The organism is Klebsiella sp. PK01, assembly GCF_057624675.1.
Map to the genome: position 1 here is coordinate 50,618 of NZ_JBYEZM010000007.1, position 19,759 is coordinate 70,376.

Sequence of the window (19,759 nt, forward strand, 5' to 3'; positions counted from 1 at the left end):
TTTCAGGCCGCGGTAATCAGCCAGCAGTTGTGGATCTGACGGTTGCGGGCAAAATCCTGCGACAGCGTTTTTTGCGAAATTTCTTGCGCCTTCAGGCCAAGCGCCGCCAGCCCGTCATGATCCATACGGAAACCGCGTTTGTTATTCGAGAACATAATCGTGCCGCCTTTACGCAGCAGACGTTTTAAATCGGTCATCAGACGGATATGGTCGCGCTGCACGTCAAAGGCATCTTCCATACGTTTGGAGTTGGAGAAGGTCGGCGGATCGATAAAGATCAGATCGAACTGCTCGGTACTTTCCCGCAGCCAACCCAGCACGTCCGCCTGCATCAGGCGATGCGCGCGGCCGGTTAAGCCGTTCAGACGCAGGTTGCGTTCCGCCCACTCCAGATAGGTGCGCGACATATCGACGGTCGTGGTGGAGCGCGCGCCGCCGAGACCGGCGTGGACGCTGGCGCTGCCGGTATAGGAGAACAGGTTGAGGAAATCCTTACCCTTGCTCATCTGGCCCAGCATACGACGGGCAATACGGTGGTCGAGGAACAGACCGGTGTCGAGATAGTCGGTAAGGTTAACCCACAGACGCGCGTTATACTCCTGTACCTCGATAAAGTCGCCCTTCTCCGCCATCTTCTGGTACTGATTTTTACCCTTCTGCCGCTCGCGGGTCTTCAGCACCAGCTTATTCGGCGCGATCCCTAACACCGCGATAGTCGCGGCGATAATATCGAACAGACGCTGGCGCGCTTTGTGCGCATCGACGGTTTTCGGCGGCGCATACTCCTGCACCACCACCCACTCGCCGTAGCGGTCAATAGCCACGTTGTATTCCGGCAAATCGGCATCGTACAGGCGATAGCATTCAATGCCTTCCTGACGCGCCCACTTTTCAAACTTCTTCAGGTTTTTACGTAAGCGGTTGGCGAAATCTTCCGCCAGCATCGCCGGCTTGCCGCCTTCGCTTTCCGCCAGATGATAGTTCTTCTGTACGCAGTCCAGCGGGCCGTTTTTGGCTTTAAACTGTTTATCGGCACGCAGTTGCAGGCAGCTCAGCAATTCCGGCGAGGCGCTGAAGACCGACAGGTTCCAGCCGCCAAACTGGTTTTTCATAATCCGCCCCAGCAGGCTGTGCAGGGCAATCAGCGCCGGTTCGCTTTCCAGGCGCTCGCCGTACGGCGGGTTGCTGATAACGGTGCCGTACGGGCCTTTCGGCAGCGGATTATTGAGCTGCGCGACGTCTTTCACTTCAAAATTGATGAGCTCGCCAATTCCGGCGCGACGGGCGTTGCGGCGCGCGCGTTCAATCACGCGCTCGTCGACGTCTGAGCCGTAGAAGCGCGATTCATAAACGGCCAGCCCCTGGCGAGCGCGCGTTTGCGCCTCGGCTTTCACCTCTTTCCAGATAGCGTCATCGTGTTGCGCCCATCCGCCGAAGCCCCAGTGGCCGCGGTGCAGGCCCGGCGCGCGATCGGTCGCCAGCATCGCCGCTTCAATCAGCAACGTGCCGGAACCGCACATCGGATCGAGCAGCGGCGTTCCCGCCACCCAGCCGGAGCGCATGACGATTGCCGCCGCGAGGTTTTCTTTGATCGGCGCCATGCCGGTACCGTCACGGTACCCGCGCAGATGCAGGCCTTCGCCGCTCAGATCCAGCGAGATATGCGCCGTCTCTTTGTTAAGCCAGACGTTGATACGCAGATCGGGGTTTTCACGATCGACATTCGGACGCGGCAGGTTTTTACGCGTGAAGCTATCGACGATAGCGTCTTTGACTTTCAATGCGCCATACTGACTGTTGCGGATCTCCTCGTTGAGGCCGCTAAAATGCACCGCAAAGGTGGCGTCAGTGGTAAAGATCTCCGTCCACGGAATCGATTGAACCCCCAGGTAGAGATCCAGATCGCTATACACGCTGCACTCACCCAGCGGCAGCATGATGCGCGAGGCCAGCCGGCTCCACATCAGGCTTTGATACAGCAGTCGCGTATCTCCCTGAAAATGAACCCCGCCCTGGACAACCTGGCACTCCGTGGCGCCAAGTCCTTCCAGTTCAGTTTTTAACAGCTCTTCAAGACCACGAGCCGTGCTGGCAAACAGAGATTTCATATCGTCACTTTTACTTAAAGAAAATTGGTGCGCATTATAGCCAATATGTGCCCTATGTCATAAAGTTAAAGGCTTATTTTTGAACCCAGGGGCAGCGTATGGTAACGCTATCGAAACTTTTTATTCATCCCGTCAAATCCATGCGCGGAATTGGCGTCACCCATGCCTTTGCCGATATTAGCGGCATGGCCTTCGACCGCATCTTTATGCTGACCGAAACCGACGGTACGTTTATTACCGCGCGTCAGTTTCCGCAGATGGTAAAATTCCTGCCTTCTCCGCTTCACGACGGCCTGCATTTGACCGCGCCGGATGGCAGCAGCGCGCTGGTGCGCTTTGATGATTTCGCTCCCCAGGGCGAGCCGACGGAGGTCTGGGGCAACCATTTCACCGCCTTGATCGCGCCAGCCGCCATCAACCAGTGGCTCAGCGGCTTCTTCAACCGCGACGTCCAACTGCGCTGGCTCGGGCCGCAGCTAACGCGGCGAGTAAAACGTCACGACGCGGTGCCGCTCTCCTTCGCCGACGGTTATCCCTACCTGCTCGCCAACGAGGCCTCGCTTCGCGACCTGCAGCAGCGGTGCCCTGCCAGCGTAAGCATAGAACAATTTCGCCCTAATCTGGTGGTCACCGGCGCGGCGGCGTGGGATGAAGATAGCTGGAAAGTCATTCGCATCGGCGAGGTAGTATTTGACGTCGCCAAACCCTGCAGCCGCTGCATTTTCACCACCGTCAGCCCGGAACGTGGGCAAAAGCATCCGTCCGGCGAACCGCTGGAGACGTTAAAGCGTTTTCGTACCGCGCAGGATAATGGCGATGTCGATTTTGGCCAGAATCTGATCGCCCGCAACAGCGGCGTGATCCGCGTGGGTGATGAAGTGGAAGTGCTGACCCGTGGTCCGGCTAAAGCCTATGGCGCCGGCGATAGCGACGATACCCTGGCGGCGGATACGCAGCCAAAAGCGACGGTTGAGATTGAGTGGCAAGGGCAACAGTTTACCGGCAATAACCAGCAGGTACTGCTGGAGCAACTGGAACAACAGGGTATTCGTATCCCTTATTCCTGCCGCGCCGGGATCTGCGGCAGCTGTCGTATCCGCCTCGAAGAGGGAGAAGTGAGTCCGTTAAAGAAAAATGCGGTCGCCGCGGATGGCACCATTTTATGCTGCAGCTGCGTACCGAAAACCGCGCTGCGCCTGGCGCCTTAAACCGCCTGTCCGAGGCTGTAGCTGGCCGCGCTCTGCGCCGGCTGCAGCCTGTCATTCATAATTTTTATCACATCGCCTAACTGCATCACCCGGCCAGCCAGAGTTAGTCCAGGCTGCGCCAGCAGGCAAAGCGTGGCGTTTTCACCCGGTTCGACCACCAGCAAATTGACCTGCTCGCCGGTATCGCTGATCCACACGCTGGCAGCGTCGCCGCTGGCGGGTTGCCAGTTCTGCTGATGCGTGGTGAAATGCCAGCTCTTCGGCATCTGCGGTTTTAGAAAACGGATCGCGGTTAAGGCATTTAATACTAATTCGGCACGCTGCTCTTTGTTTAATTCAATTTCGCGGCATTTTTCTTCAAAAGAAAAATAAAGCGCCGCGTCATCGACGCAGAATCCCGACGGTGCGAAAGCGTCAGGCGTTAACATGCGCCGGGCAAAACGTGAGCGAAATAACATACCATTGGCCAGATCGAGCATCATGCGGTCATGCTCTTCGTCGTAATACCAACGCCAGTTATCGTCAGGTTTAATCCGCATTTCTACCCCCGTCCTCTTCCACTTCCTTCTGCAAAGCAATGGCATCCTGCTACAGAATAATTTCTAAAATTAAGAAAAGACTAAAATGTCTAAATAAGCAACAATGAAGGAATATAAAACAACCAGGGCCGGAAATAAAGCCCTGGGGAAGATTCAGAGACGGAAAAGATTAGATGTGTGTAACAATTTCTTTAATCAGCGGCGGGCCTTTAAAAATAAACCCGGAATAAATCTGCACCAGCGTGGCGCCAGCAGCCAGCTTTTCACGAGCGGCAATCACCGAGTCAATACCGCCAACTCCGATAATTGGCAAACGACCATTTAATTCCGTCGCCAGCATACGAATAATTTCGGTGCTTTTTAATTGTAATGGACGACCACTCAACCCACCGGTTTCATCACAATGCTTCATCCCCTGGACCAGTGAACGATCGAGGGTGGTATTGGTAGCAATGACGCCATCAATATTATGGCGAACTAAGCTGTCGGCCACCTGGATCAATTCCTCGACGGAAAGATCCGGGGCGATCTTCACCGCCACAGGAACATATTTTTGATGTTTCTGTTGAAGTTCGAGCTGCTTATTTTTAATACCGCCGAGTAAATCATCCAGCGCTTCACCATATTGTAGAGTACGTAGCCCTGGGGTATTCGGCGAGGAGATATTAATGGCGATATATCCAGCGTATGGATAGACTTTTTCCATACAAATCAGATAATCATCTTTACCCTGCTCAACCGGGGTATCTTTATTTTTACCGATATTAATCCCCAGTACGCCGTCAAAATGCGCTTTTTTCACATTCTCGACCAGGTTATCAACACCGTGGTTATTAAAGCCCATGCGGTTGATCAAACCTTCGGCATCGACGAGACGGAAGATCCTCGGCTTGTCATTGCCCGGCTGTGGACGCGGGGTTACGGTACCAATTTCAATTGAGCCGAAGCCCATCGCACCGAGCGCATCAATGCACTCGCCGTTTTTATCAAGCCCGGCCGCCAGCCCCAGCGGATTCTTGAAAGTGAGCCCCATGCAGGTAACGGGTTTCGACGGTACTTTTTGCCGAACCAGTATTTCCAGCGGCGTGCCGGTTACGCGGCGTAATTGTTGGAAGGTTACTTCATGAGCGCGCTCAGGATCGAGCTGAAAAAGAGCTTTACGAACGAAGGGATAGTACATGAACTCTCCTGGATTCCCGGTGTGCAAACCGGGGGCGTATTATGTTCGATCCGCGCCCGAAAGGGAATTGACCTGCGACAAAAAATCACGTGTCCAACGCAAACGTTTACTTCTCTACCGCCTGTTATGCGCATTTTGGCAATTTAACGCCGGAAAAATCATTTAGGGAAATAAACGCCCTCTGTCACACTGCCATAAAATGTTATCAATTATAGATAAATGCAAACATTTGGTTATAAGGAGAGAGTATGCGCGTTATTACACTCGCGGGCAGTCCCCGCTACCCTTCTCGCTCAAGCGCATTGCTGGAGTACACCAGAGAGAAACTTGCCGCAGCCGACATCGAAGTCTATCACTGGCATTTACAGAATTTTGATCCCGAAGATCTGCTTTACGCCCGCTTCGATAACCCCGCTCTGCATACCTTAAATGAACAACTGGCCGGCGCCGATGGCCTGATTATCGCCACCCCCGTCTATAAAGCCTCTTTTTCCGGCGCGCTGAAGACGCTGCTCGACCTGCTGCCGGAACGCGCTCTGGAAGGCAAAATTGTCCTGCCGCTGGCGACAGGCGGCACCATCGCCCATATGCTGGCGGTCGATTACGCTCTGAAACCGGTGCTTAATGCCCTGAAAGCGCAGGAAATCTTACATGGCGTTTTCGCCGATGATAGCCAGGTCACCGATTATCAACACAAGCCGCAGTTCACACCGAATCTGCAAAACCGTCTCGACCAGGCGCTGGAGACCTTCTGGCAGGCGCTGAATCGGCGCAACAGCCGTATCTCCGGACTAAAGACATTACAGGGGGTTGAGCATGCTTAATCCTCTGCGTGCCCTGACCCTCGGCGGGCTACTCATGCTTTCCTTTATTACGCATGCGGCCCCGCAGGCGCCGGAAGCGTTACGCATCGGCTACCAGAAAGGCAGCGTCAGTATGGTGCTGGCGAAGAGCCATCAACTGCTGGAGCAGCGCTATCCGCAAACGAAGATTTCATGGGTCGAGTTTCCCGCCGGACCGCAAATGCTGGAAGCGCTGAACGTCGGCAGTATTGATATCGGCAGTACTGGCGATATTCCACCGATTTTCGCTCAGGCTGCCGGCGCCGATCTGGTCTATATCGGCGCGGAACCTGCGAAACCGAAAGCGGAAGTGATTCTGGTCGCCGATAACAGCCCAATCAAAAGCGTGGCAGAACTGAAAGGACGTAAGGTGGCGTTCCAGAAGGGCTCCAGCTCGCACAATCTGCTGCTGCGCGCTCTGCAGCAGGCAGGCCTGAAATTCAGCGATATCCAGCCGGTATATCTTGCCCCCGCCGATGCCCGCGCCGCATTTCAGCAGGGTAATGTCGACGCCTGGGCTATCTGGGATCCCTATTACTCTGCGGCGCTGCTGCAAGGCGGGGTACGGGTACTGAAAGATGGTAGCGACCTGAAGCAGACCGGTTCGTTCTATCTTGCCGCCCGCCCTTATGCCGAAAAGAACGGCGCCTTTATCGAAGGCGTGTTGGCGACCTTTAGCCAGGCGGATGCCCTGACCATCAGCCATCGCCAGGAAAGTATTGCCCTGCTGGCTAAAACGATGGGGCTACCCGAAGCGGTAATCGCCAGCTATCTCGACCATCGTCCGCCAACCGCGATATCCCCGGTAAGCGCTGAAACGGCTGCTCGTCAACAGCAAACCGCCGATCTGTTCTATGAGAACAAGCTGGTACCGAAAAAAATCACTATTCAAAACCGTATCTGGCAGCCTGCCCCCGCACAAGGAGCGAAATCATGAGTCTGAATATGTTCTGGTTCTTACCCACCCACGGTGACGGCCGCTATCTGGGTACTGACGAAGGGGCGCGCCCGGTAGACTACAGCTATCTGCAGCAAATCGCCCAGACCGCCGACCGACTCGGCTTTACCGGCGTACTTATTCCCACCGGACGCTCCTGCGAAGATGCCTGGCTGGTTGCCGCTTCAATGATCCCCGTCACCCAGCGGCTGAAGTTCCTCGTCGCGCTGCGCCCAAGTGTGGTATCGCCTACCGTCGCCGCGCGCCAGGCAGCTACGCTTGATCGGCTCTCTAATGGCCGGACCCTGTTCAACCTGGTCACCGGCAGCGATCCAAATGAATTAGCCGGCGATGGCGTATTCCTCGACCACACCGAACGCTACGAAGCCTCCGCCGAGTTCACCCATATCTGGCGCAAACTGATGGAAGGCGAAACCGTGACCTTTCACGGCAAACATCAGCACGTACGCGGGGCGAAACTGCTCTTCCCGCCGCAGCAACAGCCGCGACCGCCGCTCTACTTTGGCGGCTCCTCGGACGTTGCCCAGGATCTGGCCGCCGAACAGGTCGACCTCTATCTGACCTGGGGCGAACCGCCGGCGCAGGTGGCGGAAAAAATCGCCCAGGTGCGTGAGAAAGCCGCGCGCCTCGGCCGCAGCGTCCGCTTTGGTATTCGTTTGCACGTCATCGTTCGCGAAACCAATGAAGAGGCATGGCAAGCGGCGGAGAGCTTAATCTCCCATCTGGATGACGAGACCATCGCCCGCGCGCAGGCAGCCTTCGCGCAAACCGATTCTGTTGGCCAGCACCGCATGGCGGCGCTGCACAACGGCCGTCGCGACAAACTGGAGATCAGCCCGAACCTGTGGGCCGGGGTCGGGCTGGCGCGCGGCGGCGCGGGCACTGCGCTGGTTGGCGATGCGGCCACCGTCGCTGAACGTATTAATGAATACGCCGAACTTGGCATCGACAGTTTTATCTTCTCCGGCTACCCGCACCTTGAGGAAGCCTGGCGAGTCGGCGAACTGCTGTTCCCGCTGCTCGATGTCAACGTTCCGACGATCCCTCAGCCGCAAAACCTGCGCCTGCAGGGGGAAGCGGTAGCGAATGAATTTATCCCGCGTAAAGCGGCGCAAAGTTAGGGAGCGAACTATGGCAGCCTCTTCGCAAAAACTTCTGTTACGCCTCGCCCCCTGGTTTTTACCGGTAGGCACCGTGCTTATCTGGCAATTGGCGTCCTCGGTAGGCTGGCTCTCAACCCGTATTCTCCCCTCTCCGGAGGGGGTACTGAAAGCCTTCTGGACGCTCTCCGCCAGCGGCGAGCTGTGGCAACATCTGGCGATCAGTTCCTGGCGCGCCTTGCTTGGCTTCGCCATCGGCGGCTCCATCGGCCTGACGCTCGGGCTCATTAGCGGGCTCTCGCGTTGGGGCGAACGCCTGCTGGATACCTCCATCCAGATGTTGCGCAATGTGCCGCATCTGGCGCTGATCCCCCTGGTGATTTTGTGGTTCGGTATTGATGAAAGCGCCAAAATATTTCTTGTCGCGCTGGGGACGATGTTTCCGATTTATATCAATACCTGGCACGGCATTCGCAATATCGATCGCGGTCTGGTGGAAATGGCGCGTAGCTATGGCTTATCCGGATTCGCTCTTTTCCGCCACGTGATCCTCCCCGGCGCCCTGCCCTCGATTATGGTCGGCATTCGCTTCGCCCTCGGATTGATGTGGCTGACGCTTATCGTCGCTGAGACCATCTCCGCCAATGCCGGCATCGGCTATCTGGCGATGAACGCCCGCGAATTTCTGCAAACCGATGTGGTGGTGGTCGCCATTATTCTTTACGCCATACTCGGCAAGCTCGCCGATTTCAGCGCGCAACTGCTGGAACGCGTCTGGTTGCGCTGGAACCCGGCGTACCGTCTTCAGGAGGCTAACGCATGAATACTGCTCGTCTTAATCCCGGGATCCCGCTGTTACTCAATGGGGTCAGTAAACGCTACGGCGACAATGTCATTCTCAATGAGCTGGATTTACATATTCCTACCGGGCAATTCGTCGCGGTGGTCGGCCGCAGCGGCGGCGGTAAAAGCACCCTGCTGCGCCTGCTGGCCGGGTTGGAAAAACCCAACGGCGGCGAACTACTGGCAGGCGCGACGCCGCTTGCGCAGATTCAGGAGGATACGCGCATGATGTTCCAGGACGCGCGGTTGCTGCCCTGGAAGACGGTTATCGACAACGTTGGGCTTGGGCTGAAGGGCCAGTGGCGCGATGCCGCCCGCCAGGCGCTGGCCAGCGTCGGGCTGGAAGAGAGAGCCGATGAGTGGCCGGCCGCGCTTTCCGGCGGGCAAAAACAGCGCGTTGCGCTGGCCCGCGCGCTGATCCATCGCCCGCGTCTGCTGCTGCTGGATGAACCGCTAGGGGCGCTTGATGCCCTCACCCGCCTGGAAATGCAGGAATTGATTGTTTCGCTCTGGCAGGAGCACGGCTTTACCGTGTTGCTGGTAACCCATGATGTGAGTGAAGCGGTGGCGATGGCCGACCGGGTGCTGTTAATAGAAGAAAAGAAAATCGGCCTCGATTTGAACGTGGATATTCCACGTCCGCGGCGGTTCGGCTCGGCGAAGCTGGCGGAACTGGAAGCACAGGTGCTTGATCGGGTGATGAAGCGCGGCGACAGCGAGCGTGCGCCGCGTTTGTTTAGTCATGGCTAACTAACGTCCCCGGCCCGCGCTTCGCTCGGCCGGACTACCAAATCGCAAAGCGCTGTAGCCCCGGTAAGCGAGTGCGCCGCCGGGGATTTTGCGGCCACCAACACCGGCAGTTTCAGCCAGCGTAGTGAACCCGGATAAGGCGCTTGCGCCGCTATCCGGGATTTGCACCGCCGTTACGCCAGCGCCTTGGCGATCTTCTCGAACAGATCGCCGGAGAGATTCTCCAGCCCTTTCAGCTGTTCCAGCGCCGCACGCATCTTGGCCTGACGTTTCTCATCGTAGCGTTTCAGACGAATCAGCGGCTCAATCAGACGCGACGCCACCTGCGGGTTGCGGCTATTGAGTTCGGTCAGCATTTCCACCAGGAACTGATAACCGCTGCCGTCTTCGGCATGGAACGCCGCCGGGTTGCTACTCGCGAAGGCGCCGATCAGCGAACGTACACGGTTCGGGTTGCTCATCGTGAATGAACGGTGCTTGAGCAATCCGCGTACCGTCTCAACCACATTGGCCGCCGGGCTGGTGGACTGCAGGATGAACCACTTGTCCATCACCAGACCGTCCTGGTGCCACTTATCGTCATACTCCTGCATCAATGCATCACGGCACGGCAACTCCGCCGCCACCGCCGACGACAGCGCAGCCAGCGCGTCGGTCATGTTGTCAGCATGATGATACTGGGCTTGCACCAGCTTATCTGCCAACTCAACATCGCCAAAAGCCAGATAGCGCAGGCAGGTATTGCGCAGAGAACGTTTACCGATATCGGCATGGTCTACGCGATAGCTGTCGAGCTTGTTGGCGTTGTAAACCACCAGCAGCTCATCGGCCAGCTCTTTCGCCAGCGTACGGGTCAGCGCTTCGCGCACCGCCGCGATGGCAATCGGATCGATGATGGTGAACAGTTCAGCGATTTCGTTGGCCGACGGCAGCGTTAAAATTTCCGCCGCCAGCGCCGGATCGATTTTTTCGTCGAGCAGGATCGCGCGGAAGGCGTCAGCGACGTGGATCGGCAGCGACAGCGGCTGTCCCTGCTGATGACGATTAACGTTGAGCTTGATGTAGGTCGCCAGCAGACTCTGCGCGGCATCCCAGCGCGAGAAGTCGTTACGCGCGTGGCGCATCAGGAACGTCAGCTGCTGGTCGCTCCATTTATATTCAAGCTTGACCGGCGCGGAGAATTCACACAGCAGCGCCGGTACCGGCTGGAAGTAAACGTTATCAAAGACGAATGTCTGCTCCGCCTGGGTCACGTTCAGCACGTGGTGCACCGGATGACCGCCCTTCTGCAGCGGGATCGCTTTGCCTTCGTTATCGTACAGCTCGATACTGAACGGGATGTGCAGCGGCTGCTTGTCGGCCTGTTCCGCGGTCGGCGGCGTACGCTGGCTGATAGTCAGGGTGTACTGCTCGGTTTCCGGGTTATAGTCGTCATGCACGGTCACGACCGGCGTGCCGGACTGGCTGTACCAGCGACGGAAATGCGACAGATCGACGTTCGAAGCATCTTCCATCGCCTGCACGAAATCATCGCAGGTGGCGGCGCTGCCGTCGTGGCGTTCAAAGTACAACTGCATCCCTTTCTGGAAATTGGCTTCGCCCAACAGGGTGTGCAGCATACGGATCACTTCCGCGCCCTTTTCGTAGACCGTCAGGGTGTAGAAGTTGTTCATTTCAATAACCATATCCGGACGGATCGGGTGCGCCATCGGGCTGGCGTCTTCGGCAAACTGCAGCCCGCGCATGGTACGCACGTTGTTGATACGGTTTACCGCACGCGAGCCGAGATCGGAACTGAACTCCTGATCGCGGAATACGGTCAGCCCTTCTTTCAGGCTGAGCTGGAACCAGTCGCGACAGGTCACGCGGTTGCCGGTCCAGTTATGGAAATATTCGTGACCAATGACGCGCTCGATGTCGAGATAGTCTTTATCGGTCGCGGTATCGGTACGGGCCAGCACATATTTAGAGTTAAAGACGTTGAGACCTTTGTTCTCCATCGCGCCCATGTTGAAGAAGTCGACGGCGACGATCATATAGATGTCGAGGTCATATTCGAGACCGAAACGGGTTTCGTCCCACTTCATTGAGTTTTTCAGCGAGGTCATCGCCCACGGCGCGCGGTCGAGATTGCCGCGGTCAACGTACAGTTCGAGCGCGACTTCACGCCCGGAACGGGTGGTGAAGGTATCACGCAGCACGTCGAAATCGCCGGCCACCAGCGCGAACAGGTAACAAGGTTTTGGGAACGGATCCTGCCACTGGATCCAGTGACGGCCATTGTCCAGCTCGCCCTGCGCTACGCGGTTGCCGTTAGAAAGCAGGTAGGGGTATTTCGCTTTATCGGCGATGATTTTGGTGGTGAAGCGCGCCAGCACGTCCGGGCGGTCGAGGTACCAGGTAATATGGCGGAAGCCTTCTGCTTCGCACTGGGTACATAGCGCTTCGCCTGACTGATACAGGCCTTCCAGCGCGGTGTTCGCCGCCGGGCTAATTTCATTGACGATAGTCAGGGTGAAACTGTCCGGCAAACCGCTAATCACCAGCTGATTGTTTTCTTCTTTATAGTCGTTCCACGGCTGGCCGTTCACCTGCAGTGAAATCAGGGTCAGGTCTTCGCCATCCAGTCGCAATGGCACATCAGACGCAGCCGCGTGACGGGAAACCTTACTCTCGGCCGTGACAACGGTTTTCGCGGCATCCAGGTCAAAGGTCAAATCAATATCGCTAATCAGATAATCCGGCGCACGGTAGTCGTGGCGGTATTTGGCTTGGGGCTGTTGTGTCATAAAAAACCTTTAGCGTGTCTGTAAAGTATCGGCTCCAGTCTATTCCTGTTGCGCAGATCGCGCTATGCAGAATCTTCATCTTTTCAACGTTCAACACGAAAATCGCTACATATTGATAACACATGAGGCACGAAATGCGCTCGACCCGGCGCAAAGCTTGTGGTGTGATCCGTGTTCAATATATTAAACTAGGCCTCGCAAATGACCGTCAGCGTTACCGTCGAGCCATCGCAGCAGGACAGCACCGGGTATTAAAGGTATACTCCGCCTCCTTTTTTCTGCTTTGGTTTGAATGGAACGCCCCAGTGAGAGGATGCTACTGCGCACCATGACACAATTCACTTCTCCTGTACTGCACTCGCTGCTTGATACGGATGCCTATAAGCTGCATATGCAGCAGGCCGTCTTCCACCGCTACTATGATGTGGAGGTGGCGGCAGAGTTCCGCTGCCGCGGAGACGATCTGCTCGGCATCTATGCCGACGCGATTCGCGAGCAGGTTGAAACCATGCGCGACCTGAAGCTGCAGGACGATGAGTATCACTGGCTGTCCACCCTGCCGTTCTTCTCGCAGGACTATCTCGACTGGCTACGCGACTTCCGCTACGACCCGAGCCAGGTCACCGTCATCAACGATCATGGCAAGCTGAATATTCGCCTCGCCGGGCCGTGGCGCGAAGTGATCATGTGGGAAGTGCCGCTGCTGGCGGTCATCAGCGAACTGGTGCACCACTACCGTTCGCCGGAAATCGGCGTCGATCTGGCGCTGGAGACGCTCGAACATAAGCTTGCCGACTTCGCCGACATGACCGCCGCCATCGATATGTCGGCATTCCGCCTGATGGATTTCGGCACCCGCCGCCGCTTCTCCCGTGAAGTACAGCAGGCTATCGTGCAGCGCTTGCAGCAGGAGCCGTGGTTTGTCGGCACCAGCAACTACGATCTGGCCCGCCGACTCAATTTAACCCCGATGGGCACCCAGGCGCACGAATGGTTCCAGGCCCACCAGCAAATCAGTCCAAACCTGGCCAGCAGCCAGCGCGCGGCGCTTGCCGCCTGGCTGGCGGAATATCCGGATCAGCTGGGTATTGCCCTGACCGACTGCATCACCATGGACGCTTTCCTGCGTGATTTCGGCCCTGAATTCGCTACCCGCTATCAGGGACTGCGTCATGACTCCGGGGATCCGCTGGAGTGGGGCGAAAAAGCAATCGCCCATTATCAGAAATTGGGTATCGACCCGATGAGTAAAGTGCTGGTGTTCTCCGATAACCTCGACCTCGGCAAAGCGGTCGAACTGTATCGCCACTTCTCCTCGCGGGTGAAGCTCAGCTTCGGTATCGGCACCCGGTTAACCTGCGACATCCCACAGGTGAAACCGCTAAATATCGTAATAAAACTAGTAGAATGTAACGGCAAGCCGGTGGCGAAACTCTCCGATAGCCCGGGAAAAACCATCTGCCACGATAAGGCGTTCGTCCGCGCCCTGCGCGAGGCCTTCGACCTGCCGCCGATTAAAAAGGCGAGTTAATTTCAACAAGGAGCCTCTCAGGCTCCTTTTTCTTTATTATTTATTGTCAAATTATCCCTTTATGATGCGAATTCTGCTTGTCTGATGGAAGATGACAGGTAACATAGATATCCCCCCGTTGAAGGGGAAGAGACTTTTTTATTGGACTATATAGAGAGAATATTATGAGCGTTGTGCCTGTAGCCGACGTACTCCAGGGCCGCGTTGCCGTTGACAGCGAAGTCACCGTGCGCGGATGGGTGCGTACCCGCCGAGATTCTAAAGCTGGCTTTTCTTTCCTCGCCGTCTATGACGGTTCCTGCTTTGATCCTGTACAGGCCGTTATTAATAATTCTCTGCCCAATTACAATCAGGAAGTGTTGCGCCTGACCACCGGCTGTTCGGTTATCGTCACCGGTAAAGTCGTGGCCTCCCAGGGTCAGGGCCAGAGCTTTGAAATCCAGGCCTCCAGCGTGGAAGTCACCGGCTGGGTTGAAGATCCGGACACCTACCCGATGGCGGCGAAACGCCACAGCATCGAGTATCTGCGTGAAGTGGCGCACCTGCGTCCGCGCACCAACCTGATTGGCGCGGTAGCGCGCGTACGCCACACCCTGGCGCAGGCGCTGCATCGCTTCTTCGACGAACAGGGTTTCTTCTGGGTATCCACCCCGCTTATCACCGCTTCCGATACCGAAGGCGCCGGTGAAATGTTCCGCGTATCGACGCTGGATCTGGAAAACCTGCCGCGTAACGACCAGGGTAAAGTCGATTTCGATAAAGACTTCTTCGGTAAAGAGTCGTTCCTGACCGTTTCCGGCCAGTTGAACGGTGAGACCTATGCCTGCGCATTGTCCAAAATCTATACCTTCGGCCCAACCTTCCGCGCCGAAAACTCCAACACCAGCCGCCACCTGGCGGAGTTCTGGATGCTGGAGCCGGAAGTTGCCTTCGCCAACCTCAACGATGTTGCCGGTCTGGCAGAAGCCATGCTGAAGTACGTCTTCAAGGCGGTACTGGAAGAGCGTGCGGATGACATGAAGTTCTTTGCCGAGCGCGTAGATAAAGACGCCATCGACCGTCTGCAGCGTTTTGTCTCTGCTGATTTCGCCCAGGTTGATTACACCGACGCCGTCACTATCCTGGAAAACTGCGGCAAGCAGTTTGAAAACCCGGTGTACTGGGGCGTGGATCTCTCCTCCGAGCATGAGCGTTATCTGGCCGAAGAGCACTTCAAAGCGCCTGTGGTCGTGAAAAACTATCCGAAAGACATTAAGGCGTTCTACATGCGCCTTAACGAAGACGGTAAAACCGTCGCCGCAATGGACGTTCTGGCGCCAGGCATCGGTGAAATCATCGGCGGCTCCCAGCGTGAAGAACGTCTCGATGTGCTGGACGCGCGTATGGCCGAAATGGGTCTGAATAAAGAAGACTACTGGTGGTATCGCGACCTGCGCCGTTACGGCACCGTACCGCATTCTGGCTTCGGTCTGGGCTTCGAGCGTCTTATCGCCTACGTAACAGGGGTACAGAACGTTCGCGACGTGATTCCTTTCCCACGTACGCCACGTAACGCCACATTCTAATCGCGTTTCGTTAAAACACTGACAAGGTCGGCGCAAGCCGGCCTTTTTTTATGTCAATTTTCGTGAGCGAATTTCAACAAACTTAAACATCAACCTTCACAATTCGTAATTATGTTACTCACTATTTCCTTACCCTTAGTACGTAGATTTCGCACCTTATGTTAAGACACAAATGAATACACTGATTGAATTGGCTATTTTTTAATCATTACGCGCACGTTATGCAAAAAAGGCGCCTGAGCGAAAAAGGAGCCAAACTGAGACAAAAAATAATCAAATCTGGCTTTAGCGAAAATATTCATAACTAATTCATATAGATATATATAAGAAGGTGACAATCTTCGCAAAGTGGAACGGAATTTTGATTGAGTTCACAAAGTTCCCAAAAATAAATATTTGGTTACATGTTTTTTCTTTTTGTAACCATTTTACTATATTGGTAGCATTTTCCGGCTAGCGAAACGGCACCACCGATGGAAAGATGCCTTCAGACACCAAACTATCTTCAATAGTTCTGTAAATTTTCATTGACGGAATTTATTGGCGGCGGTGGCAAGTGTCATATAAAAAATATTAATGAGGGTAATAAATAATGATGAAGCGCAATATTCTGGCAGTGGTGATCCCTGCCCTGCTGGTAGCCGGTGCGGCCAACGCTGCGGAAATCTATAACAAAAATGGTAACAAGCTGGATTTCTACGGAAAAATGGTTGGCGAACATGTCTGGACCACCAATGGTGACACCAGCAGCGACGACACCACCTATGCCCGTATCGGCCTGAAAGGCGAAACCCAGATCAACGACCAGTTGATCGGTTACGGCCAGTGGGAATACAACATGGATGCGTCCAACGTTGAAGGCTCCCAGACCACCAAAACCCGTCTGGCCTTCGCCGGTCTGAAAGCAGGCGAATATGGTTCATTCGATTACGGCCGTAACTACGGCGCCATCTACGACGTCGAATCCGCAACCGATATGCTGGTTGAGTGGGGCGGCGACGGCTGGAACTACACTGATAACTACATGACCGGCCGTACCAACGGCGTGGCCACCTACCGTAACTCAGACTTCTTCGGTCTGGTGGACGGCCTGAGCTTCGCGCTTCAGTATCAGGGCAAAAACGATCACGACCGCGTTATTCGTAAACAGAATGGCGACGGTTTCAGCACCGCGGCAACCTACGCGTTTGATAACGGTATCGCGCTGTCCGCAGGTTATGCTAACTCCAACCGCAGCGCCGACCAGAAGCGTGACGGTAACGGTAACAAAGCTGAAGCATGGGCAACCTCTGCTAAGTACGATGCTAACAACATCTACGCCGCTGTCATGTACTCCCAGACTTACAACATGACGCCGGAAGAAGATAACTACTTCGCGGGCAAAACTCAGAACTTCGAAGCCGTGGTTCAGTATCAGTTCGATTTCGGTCTGCGTCCGTCCCTCGGCTACGTGCAGACGAAAGGTAAAAACCTGCAGGCTCGCGGCGGCTTCGGCGGCGGCGATGCTGACCTGGTTAAATACATTGAACTGGGTACCTGGTACTACTTCAACAAAAACATGAACGTGTATGCGGCGTACAAGTTCAACCAGCTGGACGACAACTCCTATACTCGTGAAGCAGGCGTTGCCACCGACGACCAGGCTGCGGTTGGTATCGTTTACCAGTTCTAATCTGTAGTACACCCCTTCGTGATATGCCTAAAAAGCAGGACTTCGGTCCTGCTTTTCTGCGTTACTAAGACGAAGATCGTAACTTGCAAAAACCTTCTCGCTTTTTGTCGCAAACGGTTGGCAATTTGTAAATCTACCGTTACCCTGATAGCGGATTTCCCTCAGTAATCACAATGGAACCTCGTCATGTTTGAGAACATTACAGCCGCCCCTGCCGACCCTATTCTGGGCCTGGCCGATCTGTTTCGTGCCGATGACCGCCCAGGCAAAATTAACCTCGGAATTGGTGTTTACAAAGATGAGACAGGTAAAACGCCTGTTCTGACCAGCGTAAAAAAAGCCGAGCAATATCTGCTGGAAAATGAAACCACCAAAAACTACCTCGGTATTGATGGTATTCCGGAGTTTGGTCGTTGCACTCAGGAGCTGCTGTTCGGTAAAGGAAGCGCAATTATCAGCGATAAGCGCGCCCGTACCGCCCAAACCCCAGGCGGCACCGGCGGCCTCCGCGTAGCGGCTGATTTCCTTGCCAAAAACACCGACGTTAAACGGGTATGGGTAAGCAACCCAAGCTGGCCGAACCATAAAAGCGTTTTCGGCGCTGCCGGGCTGGAAGTGCGTGAATACGCTTACTACGATGCCGCTAACCACCAGCTTGATTTCGACGGTCTGCTGGCCAGCCTGAACGAAGCGCAGGCGGGCGACGTTGTGCTGTTCCACGGCTGCTGCCACAACCCAACCGGCATCGATCCAACGCTGGAACAGTGGCAACAGCTGGCGCAAATGTCCGCCGAAAAAGGCTGGCTGCCGCTGTTTGACTTCGCCTACCAGGGCTTCGCCCGCGGTCTGGAAGAAGACGCTGAAGGCCTGCGTGCGTTTGCCGCGCTGCATAAAGAGCTACTGGTCGCCAGCTCTTACTCGAAAAACTTCGGCCTGTATAACGAGCGCGTTGGCGCCTGTACGCTGGTTGCCGCCGATCAGGACACCGTCGATCGCGCGTTCAGCCAGATGAAAGCGGTTATCCGCGCCAACTACTCAAACCCGCCGGCGCACGGCGCCTCGGTGGTGGCGACGATTCTCAGCAACGACGCGCTGCGCGCCATCTGGGAACAAGAACTCACCGATATGCGCCAGCGTATTCAGCGCATGCGCTTACTGTTTGTGAATACTCTGCAGGAAAAAGGCGCCAGCCGCGACTTTACCTTTATCACCAAACAGAATGGGATGTTCTCATTTAGCGGCCTGACCAAAGAGCAGGTACTGCGTCTGCGTGAAGAGTTCGCTATTTATGCGGTCGCGTCCGGGCGTATCAACGTTGCCGGCATGACGCCTGATAACATGGCGCCGCTGTGCGAAGCCATCGTCGCGGTGCTGTAATTCTCAGCCCTGACGCATAAGAAAAAGGCCGCAAACGCGGCCTTTTTTACTTGCTTAAGGTCAGGCATTACCAGACCGGCATTTCATCCTGCAGGAACGGATTATGCAGGCGCTCATATCCCAGCGTCGATAACGGGCCATGACCGGGGATAAACGTCACGTCGTCGCCCAAAGGCAACAGTTTACGTTTAATCGCATCAATCAACTGGCCGTGGTCGCCTCGCGGGAAGTCGCTGCGCCCTACTCCGCCTTTGAAAATCACATCGCCGGAAATCAGCAGACGCGAGGCATCGTCAAAGAAAACCACGTGCCCCGGGGTATGGCCAGGACAGTGCAATACCTGCAAAGCGATATTGCCGACGGTTACCACATCCCCTTCATTCAGCCAGCGGTCCGGCTGCAAAGGCTGACATTCATCCAGCCCGAACATGCGGCTTTGCGCCGGCAATCCTTCCAGCCAGAACTCATCTTCTTTTTCCGGTCCAATAATTGGCACACCGTAATGTTGCGCCAGCTCGGCTGCCGCGCCGACGTGATCCAGGTGACCATGCGTCAACAGGATCTGCATCAGGCTGACGCCTGCCGCCGCGACTTCTTCCTTGATGCGCTCGGCATCGCCGCCAGGATCGACCAGAGCGGCAAGCCGGGTTTGTTCACACCAAATTAAAGAACAGTTCTGGGCGAACGCCGTGACCGGAATAATACGATAGTTCATGATGCTCCTTTCGTTACCAGTGCCGTACCGGACCGGTATCAATATGCACAAAGTTGCTACGTGGGTAGTATCCTACACCACCTGAGCGCATAGATAACGCCGCTTTGCGAATATTGCTTAAGGCAACGCCTTCAATGTGGAAATCCATCGCCTGACCTTTGGTGTGATAGCTATGTTTCGCTACACCACGGCTTCGTGCGCGAAGTTCATCGTTGGTATCGACGGAGCGATAACCGGAGATGAGCTGGACAGGCTTATTGGTGCCGAGTAGTCCCTGTAGGCGATAAAGCTGATCGAATAATCCTGGGTCAATAGACTTAATTTTATTCGCGCGGAAATCACGGAAAAAATGGTTAAGTCTTGCTAATTCATCCTGAATATAGCCTCTACCATCGAAAAACTCCGCCTTGAGTGATTCACCGGTGTGCAGGTTATTCAGCGTCAAAATACGCGGTCGGGGGGTCGAGAGGGTGGCAAATGCCGGCGCAGGGAGAATGGCGGCAGCACCGAGGGCAGCGCCACCCAACGCCAGCAATCTGCGGCGATTAGCGTCAAATTTGTCCATGATAATCAGGTCTACAG

The 19,759-nt window shown here is 55.5% G+C and carries 16 protein-coding genes; 10 read left to right on the forward strand and 6 right to left on the reverse strand.

Annotation, left to right across the window (positions count from 1 at the left end):
- Window positions 1-2 precede the first annotated feature (2 nt).
- On the reverse strand, window positions 3-2,108 hold the full coding sequence (rlmKL, locus tag AC22LX_RS20570; protein ID WP_047050527.1) for a bifunctional 23S rRNA (guanine(2069)-N(7))-methyltransferase RlmK/23S rRNA (guanine(2445)-N(2))-methyltransferase RlmL: 2,106 nt from the start codon (window positions 2,106-2,108) through the stop codon (window positions 3-5).
- A 98-nt stretch (window positions 2,109-2,206) separates the two neighbouring features.
- Between rlmKL and AC22LX_RS20575 the strand changes: the two genes are divergently transcribed.
- A complete protein-coding gene (locus tag AC22LX_RS20575) occupies window positions 2,207-3,316 on the forward strand; it encodes a YcbX family protein (RefSeq protein ID WP_045395655.1) in 1,110 nt (369 codons plus the stop codon).
- Here AC22LX_RS20575 and zapC read toward each other — a convergent pair.
- Together zapC and pyrD are read right to left on the reverse strand one after the other, a co-directional pair.
- Window positions 3,313-3,855 carry a cell division protein ZapC gene (gene zapC, locus AC22LX_RS20580; protein WP_045395659.1) on the reverse strand — a complete coding sequence of 181 codons (543 nt, stop codon included), beginning with the start codon at window positions 3,853-3,855 and terminating at the stop codon, window positions 3,313-3,315. The genes AC22LX_RS20575 and zapC overlap by 4 nt on opposite strands.
- Before the next feature lie 169 nt (window positions 3,856-4,024).
- A complete protein-coding gene (gene pyrD, locus AC22LX_RS20585) occupies window positions 4,025-5,035 on the reverse strand; it encodes a quinone-dependent dihydroorotate dehydrogenase (protein WP_020079247.1) in 1,011 nt (336 codons plus the stop codon).
- Window positions 5,036-5,283: 248 nt separating this feature from the next.
- Between pyrD and ssuE the strand changes: the two genes are divergently transcribed.
- Genes ssuE through ssuB form a run of 5 tightly spaced genes read left to right on the forward strand, consistent with a single transcriptional unit; the run spans window position 5,284 to window position 9,528 of the window.
- Entirely contained in the window at window positions 5,284-5,859 is a 576-nt protein-coding gene (ssuE, locus tag AC22LX_RS20590) for an NADPH-dependent FMN reductase (RefSeq protein WP_045395662.1), read from the forward strand.
- On the forward strand, window positions 5,852-6,814 hold the full coding sequence (locus AC22LX_RS20595) for a sulfonate ABC transporter substrate-binding protein (protein WP_045395665.1): 963 nt from the start codon (window positions 5,852-5,854) through the stop codon (window positions 6,812-6,814). The genes ssuE and AC22LX_RS20595 overlap by 8 nt, the downstream gene beginning before the upstream one ends.
- On the forward strand, window positions 6,811-7,956 hold the full coding sequence (gene ssuD, locus AC22LX_RS20600) for an FMNH2-dependent alkanesulfonate monooxygenase (protein ID WP_487334182.1): 1,146 nt from the start codon (window positions 6,811-6,813) through the stop codon (window positions 7,954-7,956). Before AC22LX_RS20595 ends, ssuD begins: the two co-directional genes overlap by 4 nt.
- Before the next feature lie 10 nt (window positions 7,957-7,966).
- Window positions 7,967-8,758 carry an aliphatic sulfonate ABC transporter permease SsuC gene (ssuC, locus tag AC22LX_RS20605; protein WP_015367447.1) on the forward strand — a complete coding sequence of 264 codons (792 nt, stop codon included), beginning with the start codon at window positions 7,967-7,969 and terminating at the stop codon, window positions 8,756-8,758.
- Entirely contained in the window at window positions 8,755-9,528 is a 774-nt protein-coding gene (gene ssuB / locus AC22LX_RS20610) for an aliphatic sulfonates ABC transporter ATP-binding protein (protein WP_047045623.1), read from the forward strand. Before ssuC ends, ssuB begins: the two co-directional genes overlap by 4 nt.
- Window positions 9,529-9,701: 173 nt before the next feature.
- On the opposite strand, the gene pepN is transcribed toward ssuB, so the two are convergent.
- Complete coding sequence (pepN, locus tag AC22LX_RS20615) at window positions 9,702-12,317, reverse strand: aminopeptidase N (RefSeq protein ID WP_047065518.1); 2,616 nt, start codon at window positions 12,315-12,317, stop codon at window positions 9,702-9,704.
- Window positions 12,318-12,645: 328 nt separating this feature from the next.
- On the opposite strand from pepN, the gene pncB reads away from it, so the two are divergent.
- From pncB to AC22LX_RS20635, 4 genes are all read left to right on the forward strand, one after another.
- On the forward strand, window positions 12,646-13,848 hold the full coding sequence (pncB, locus tag AC22LX_RS20620; protein ID WP_047045657.1) for a nicotinate phosphoribosyltransferase: 1,203 nt from the start codon (window positions 12,646-12,648) through the stop codon (window positions 13,846-13,848).
- A 164-nt stretch (window positions 13,849-14,012) separates the two neighbouring features.
- Window positions 14,013-15,413, forward strand: a complete 1,401-nt coding sequence (gene asnS, locus AC22LX_RS20625; protein ID WP_045395701.1) for an asparagine--tRNA ligase — start codon at window positions 14,013-14,015, stop codon at window positions 15,411-15,413.
- Between the two features lie 592 nt (window positions 15,414-16,005).
- Window positions 16,006-17,085 (forward strand): porin OmpK35, encoded by a 1,080-nt coding sequence (gene ompK35 / locus AC22LX_RS20630; protein ID WP_063447558.1) that lies wholly within the window; start codon window positions 16,006-16,008, stop codon window positions 17,083-17,085.
- Window positions 17,086-17,271: 186 nt separating this feature from the next.
- Window positions 17,272-18,462, forward strand: coding sequence for an amino acid aminotransferase (locus tag AC22LX_RS20635; RefSeq protein WP_045395708.1), 1,191 nt, complete (start codon window positions 17,272-17,274; stop codon window positions 18,460-18,462).
- A 67-nt stretch (window positions 18,463-18,529) separates the two neighbouring features.
- Here AC22LX_RS20635 and AC22LX_RS20640 read toward each other — a convergent pair whose 3' ends face one another.
- Window positions 18,530-19,177, reverse strand: coding sequence for an MBL fold metallo-hydrolase (locus AC22LX_RS20640; protein WP_015367455.1), 648 nt, complete (start codon window positions 19,175-19,177; stop codon window positions 18,530-18,532).
- Window positions 19,178-19,190: 13 nt separating this feature from the next.
- The gene (gene mepK / locus AC22LX_RS20645; RefSeq protein WP_015367456.1) at window positions 19,191-19,742 is read right to left on the reverse strand and encodes a peptidoglycan L,D-endopeptidase MepK; all 552 of its coding nucleotides are present in this window, start codon (window positions 19,740-19,742) and stop codon (window positions 19,191-19,193) included.
- Between the last annotated feature and the right edge of the window lie 17 nt (window positions 19,743-19,759).

Excerpts from the sequence above, each read along its gene's own strand:
- rlmKL (WP_047050527.1), bottom strand. The coding sequence starts at position 2,108 with ATGAAATCTCTGTTTGCCAGCACGGCTCGTGGTCTTGAAGAGCTGTTA.
- AC22LX_RS20575 (WP_045395655.1), top strand. The coding sequence starts at position 2,207 with ATGGTAACGCTATCGAAACTTTTTATTCATCCCGTCAAATCCATGCGC.
- zapC (WP_045395659.1), bottom strand. The coding sequence starts at position 3,855 with ATGCGGATTAAACCTGACGATAACTGGCGTTGGTATTACGACGAAGAG.
- pyrD (WP_020079247.1), bottom strand. The coding sequence starts at position 5,035 with ATGTACTATCCCTTCGTTCGTAAAGCTCTTTTTCAGCTCGATCCTGAG.
- ssuE (WP_045395662.1), top strand. The coding sequence starts at position 5,284 with ATGCGCGTTATTACACTCGCGGGCAGTCCCCGCTACCCTTCTCGCTCA.
- AC22LX_RS20595 (WP_045395665.1), top strand. The coding sequence starts at position 5,852 with ATGCTTAATCCTCTGCGTGCCCTGACCCTCGGCGGGCTACTCATGCTT.
- ssuD (WP_487334182.1), top strand. The coding sequence starts at position 6,811 with ATGAGTCTGAATATGTTCTGGTTCTTACCCACCCACGGTGACGGCCGC.
- ssuC (WP_015367447.1), top strand. The coding sequence starts at position 7,967 with ATGGCAGCCTCTTCGCAAAAACTTCTGTTACGCCTCGCCCCCTGGTTT.
- ssuB (WP_047045623.1), top strand. The coding sequence starts at position 8,755 with ATGAATACTGCTCGTCTTAATCCCGGGATCCCGCTGTTACTCAATGGG.
- pepN (WP_047065518.1), bottom strand. The coding sequence starts at position 12,317 with ATGACACAACAGCCCCAAGCCAAATACCGCCACGACTACCGTGCGCCG.
- pncB (WP_047045657.1), top strand. The coding sequence starts at position 12,646 with ATGACACAATTCACTTCTCCTGTACTGCACTCGCTGCTTGATACGGAT.
- asnS (WP_045395701.1), top strand. The coding sequence starts at position 14,013 with ATGAGCGTTGTGCCTGTAGCCGACGTACTCCAGGGCCGCGTTGCCGTT.
- ompK35 (WP_063447558.1), top strand. The coding sequence starts at position 16,006 with ATGATGAAGCGCAATATTCTGGCAGTGGTGATCCCTGCCCTGCTGGTA.
- AC22LX_RS20635 (WP_045395708.1), top strand. The coding sequence starts at position 17,272 with ATGTTTGAGAACATTACAGCCGCCCCTGCCGACCCTATTCTGGGCCTG.
- AC22LX_RS20640 (WP_015367455.1), bottom strand. The coding sequence starts at position 19,177 with ATGAACTATCGTATTATTCCGGTCACGGCGTTCGCCCAGAACTGTTCT.
- mepK (WP_015367456.1), bottom strand. The coding sequence starts at position 19,742 with ATGGACAAATTTGACGCTAATCGCCGCAGATTGCTGGCGTTGGGTGGC.